Origin of the sequence: Microbacterium sp. B19, from assembly GCF_000333395.1 — a bacterium.
Taxonomy (GTDB): domain Bacteria; phylum Actinomycetota; class Actinomycetes; order Actinomycetales; family Microbacteriaceae; genus Microbacterium.
The window spans coordinates 1-3981 of record NZ_BADA01000278.1; the positions used below are offsets into that span (position 1 = coordinate 1).

A 3981-nucleotide genomic window follows, 5' to 3' on the forward strand; every position below is an offset into this window, starting at 1 on the left:
TCCCGGGCAGGATGTCGTTGAACTGTTGCAGCAGCACCAACTGCCACAGCCGCCGGAACGTGGCCGCGGGATAGTCCGCGCCCGTGCGCACGGCCGCGGTCGCGGCCCACAGATCCGCCTCGCGCAGCAGGTGCTCGCTGCGACGGTTTCCCTGCTTGGTGCGCAAACTGGCTGGTGTAGGTGCCGCGGTGGAACTCGAGGTACAGCTCGCCGGCCCAGACGGCGGGGTCGGCGTACTCGGCTTCGGCGGTCTCGAAGAACTCCCGCGGGGTGGAGTGCTTCACGATCGGCGCCCCGCTCGCGTTCGAGGGGCTCCTGGCGTTCTTCCTCGAAGCGACCTTCATCGGTCTGTGGATCTTCGGGTGGGACAAGCTCCCCCGCGGGCTGCACCTCGCGAGCATCTGGCTCGCGACCCTCGGCGCGACCTTCTCTGCGTACTTCATCATCGCGGCCAACGCGTTCATGCAGAACCCGGTCGGCTACCAGATGTCCGCCGACGGCCACCGCGCCGAACTCGTCGACTTCGGCAAGCTGCTCCTGAACCCCGTGGCGCTCGCGGCGTTCCCGCACACGATCTTCTCGGGGTGGATGTTCGCCGCGATGGTTGTGGTGTCGGTCTCCGCCTGGCATCTGGCCCGCGGCCGCAACGTCGAGATGATGCGCGCCCCGCTGCGCTTCGGCCTCTGGTCGACCGTGGTGTCCTTCGTCCTCGTCGCGATCGCCGGCGACCAGCTGAGCCTGGTGATGGTGGCCACGCAGCCCATGAAGATGGCCGCGGCCGAGGCGACCTTCAACACCGTGTGCGGCGCGAACGCCTCGTTCTCGATCTTCACGCTCGGCACGCCCGACGGCACGAGCGAGCTGTTCTCGATCCGCGTGCCGTTCCTCCTCAGCATCCTGTCCACGCACTCCCTGGACGGCTGCGTCGAGGGCATCAACGACCTGAACGCGATGTACAGCCAGCAGATGTTCCCGCAGTTCGCCGACCAGGTGGACGGCAACTTCGCCCCGGTCCTGTGGGTGACGTACTGGGCCTTCCGCTGGATGATCGCGCTCGGCGGTCTCGCGACCCTCATCAGCGTCGTGGGTCTCTGGGTCACGCGGAAGAACGCGAAGCGCCCGGTCGCGCAGTGGATGTGGCGCGTGGCGATCTGGGCGGCGCCCCTGCCGCTGCTGGGCAGCCTCGTCGGCTGGGTCTTCACCGAGATGGGCCGCCAGCCCTGGATCGTGTTCGGCCTGATGCTCACGCAGGACGGCGTCTCCCCCAGCGTCCCCGGGTGGAGCGTGCTGATCTCGCTCGTCGCCTTCACCGCGATCTACGCCACCCTCGCCGTCGTCGAATTCGGACTCATCAAGAAGTACGCGCAGAAGGGCCCGGACCCGCTGCCCGACCCGAACGCGCCGAGCGAGCCCGACACCGTCGAGAACACCCCGACCACGGTTTACTGAGCCCGTCTACTAGGAGACAGTCATGGACCTCGCATACCTCTGGTTCTGGATCGTCGGATTCCTCTTCATCGGCTACTTCGTCCTGGACGGGTTCGACTTCGGCGTCGGGATGTCGCTGCCGTTCCTCGGCAAGGACGACATCGCCCGCCGACAGATCATCAACACCATCGGCCCGGTGTGGGACCTGAACGAGACGTGGGTCATCGTGGCCGGGGCGGCGCTGTTCGCCTCGTTCCCCGAGTGGTACGCCACCCTCTTCAGCGGGTTCTACCTCCCGCTCCTCCTGATCCTGCTGGCGCTCATCGCCCGTGGCGTCTCCTTCGAGTACCGCCACCAGCGCGAGTCGCTGAAGTGGAAGCGCGGCTTCGACCGGATGATCGTCATCGGCTCCGCCGTCCCCGCACTCCTGTGGGGCGTGGCGTTCGCGAACATCGTGCAGGGCGTGCCCCTGGATGCCAACCATGAGTACGTCGGCAGCCTGTTCACGCTGCTCAACCCGTACGGGCTCCTCGGCGGCATCGTCACCCTGCTGCTGTTCTTCACGCACGGCGTCTACTTCGTGGCGCTGAAGACCGACGGCCAGGTCCGCACCGACGCCCGCGCCCTCGCCCGGAAGTCCGGCATCCTGACGATCGTGGCCGCCGCCCTGTTCCTGGTCTGGACGATCATCCAGGCCGCGAACAACCAGGCCCCGCTCCTGCTCGGCGTCGTCGCCTTCTCCGGCGTCGCGGCGCTCGCGCTCATCGGGTCCTGGGTCGCGAACCTCCGCGACCGCGAGGGCACGGCGTTCACGCTCGGCGCCATCACGATCATCACCGCCGTGGCCGCGCTCTTCTTCGCCCTGTTCCCGAACGTCATGCCGTCCACCCTCGAACCGGGTTCGGGTCTGACGATCGAGAACGCCTCCAGCACCGACTACACGCTCACGATCATGAGCTGGGCGGCGCTGATCTTCCTGCCGCTCGTCCTCGCCTACCAGGGCTGGACGTACTGGGTGTTCCGCAAGCGCGTGACCCGCGCCCGCATCGAGAAGGCCGCACTGGTGGCGCATTGACCGACACGACCCGGGTGCGCCCCGTCGACCCCCGACTGGTGCGATACGCCTCCGCCTCCCGCAGGTTCTTCGCGGTCAGCGCGGCGATCGTCCTCGCCCAGACGGGGGTCGTCGTCGGCTTCGCGTGGGCACTGACCTCCGCCCTCGTGGGCGCGATCGACGGGCGCCCCCTCGGAGAGCTGACGGGGTACGTGGCGGCTGCGGCGGCGCTGGTCGTTCTCCGGGGCCTCCTCATCGCGGCCTCCGAACGCGTGTCGGCCCGCGGCGCCGCGGCAGCGTCGCTGCAGTTGCGCGAACGCCTGGTCGACGCCGTCACGACCCTGGGACCCGGCTGGCTCGGCCGCCGCAACGCCGCTTCGCTGTCGGTCACGGCCGGTCACGGACTCGAAGCCCTCGACGCCTACTTCGGGCGCTACCTCCCCCAGCTCGTCGCCACCGCGATCACGACGCCGATCCTTCTCGGTGCGATCGCGCTCGCCGACCCGTTGTCGGGGCTCATCGTCCTCCTGACGCTCCCCCTCATCCCGCTGTTCATGGTGCTCATCGGCCTCGCCACCCGCACCGTGCAGAAGAAGCAGTACGGCACCCTCGGGCGTCTGGCCGCCCGGTTCGCCGACACCGTCGAGGGCCTCGGCACGCTCAAGGCGTTCGGGCGCGAGCACCGCGCCGCCGACACGATCGAGAAGGTCACGCGCGACTTCAAGCGCGAGACGATGACGGTGCTGCGCGTGTCGTTCCTCTCCGGCTTCGCGCTGGAGTTCCTGGCATCCATCTCGGTCGCCATCGTCGCCGTCACGATCGGCTTCCGCCTGCTGTCCGGCGACCTGACGCTGATGGTCGGGCTGTTCGCGCTGCTCCTCGCCCCCGAGGCGTACCTGCCGCTGCGCCAGGTCGGCGTGCAGTTCCACGCCGCCGCGGAGGGCGTCGCGGCGACCGAGGAGATCTTCGACGCCCTGGATGCCGCCCGCACCGCGCCGGCGCCGGAGGGCCCCGCTGCGACCGGAGCGACCCTCGAGCTGCGCGACGTCCGCGTCGACCGCGGAGCGCACCGGATGCCGACGGTCTCGCTGTCGGTCGGCCCCGGCGAGGTCGTGCTGGTGACGGGCCCGAGCGGCGTGGGGAAGTCGAGCGTGCTCGCCGCCCTCCTCGGGTACGCCGAGTACGACGGCGAGGTCCTCCTCGATGGAGGCCCGGTCGCGCACGCGCGCGCGGCCGTCGCGTGGGCGGGGCAGCGACCGGGGCTCGTGTCCGGCACCGTCGGCGAGAACGTCGCGCTCGGCTCCGCCGCCGATCCCGCGGCGGTCGCCACCGCCCTCGCGGACGCCGGAGCCGAGGACCTCGACCCGGCGACCCCGCTCGGCGCGGGCGGCGCGGGGCTGTCGGGCGGGCAGGCTCAGCGCGTCGCCGTCGCCCGTGCCCTCTACCGCGCGCGGACCACCGGCGTGCGGATCCTCGTCCTCGACGAACCCTCGAGCGCT

General features: G+C 70.2%; 3 protein-coding genes and 1 pseudogene. 3 read left to right on the forward strand and 1 reads right to left on the reverse strand.

From position 1 onward, the window contains the following. Positions 1-296, reverse strand: a pseudogene (locus I5G_RS24650) (alpha-mannosidase 2C1); the annotation flags it as partial. On the opposite strand from I5G_RS24650, the gene I5G_RS21775 reads away from it, so the two are divergent. From I5G_RS21775 to cydD, 3 genes are all read left to right on the forward strand, one after another. Next, complete coding sequence (locus I5G_RS21775) at positions 181-1449, forward strand: cytochrome ubiquinol oxidase subunit I (protein WP_239642522.1); 1269 nt, start codon at positions 181-183, stop codon at positions 1447-1449. The pseudogene I5G_RS24650 and the gene I5G_RS21775 sit on opposite strands and share 116 nt — an antisense overlap. A gap of 22 nt (positions 1450-1471) precedes the next feature. Next, entirely contained in the window at positions 1472-2503 is a 1032-nt protein-coding gene (gene cydB, locus I5G_RS10230; RefSeq protein ID WP_022878974.1) for a cytochrome d ubiquinol oxidase subunit II, read from the forward strand. After that, the coding region (cydD, locus tag I5G_RS10235) for a thiol reductant ABC exporter subunit CydD (protein ID WP_022878975.1) at positions 2500-3981 on the forward strand (1482 nt) is incomplete at its 3' end. The genes cydB and cydD, both read left to right, overlap by 4 nt.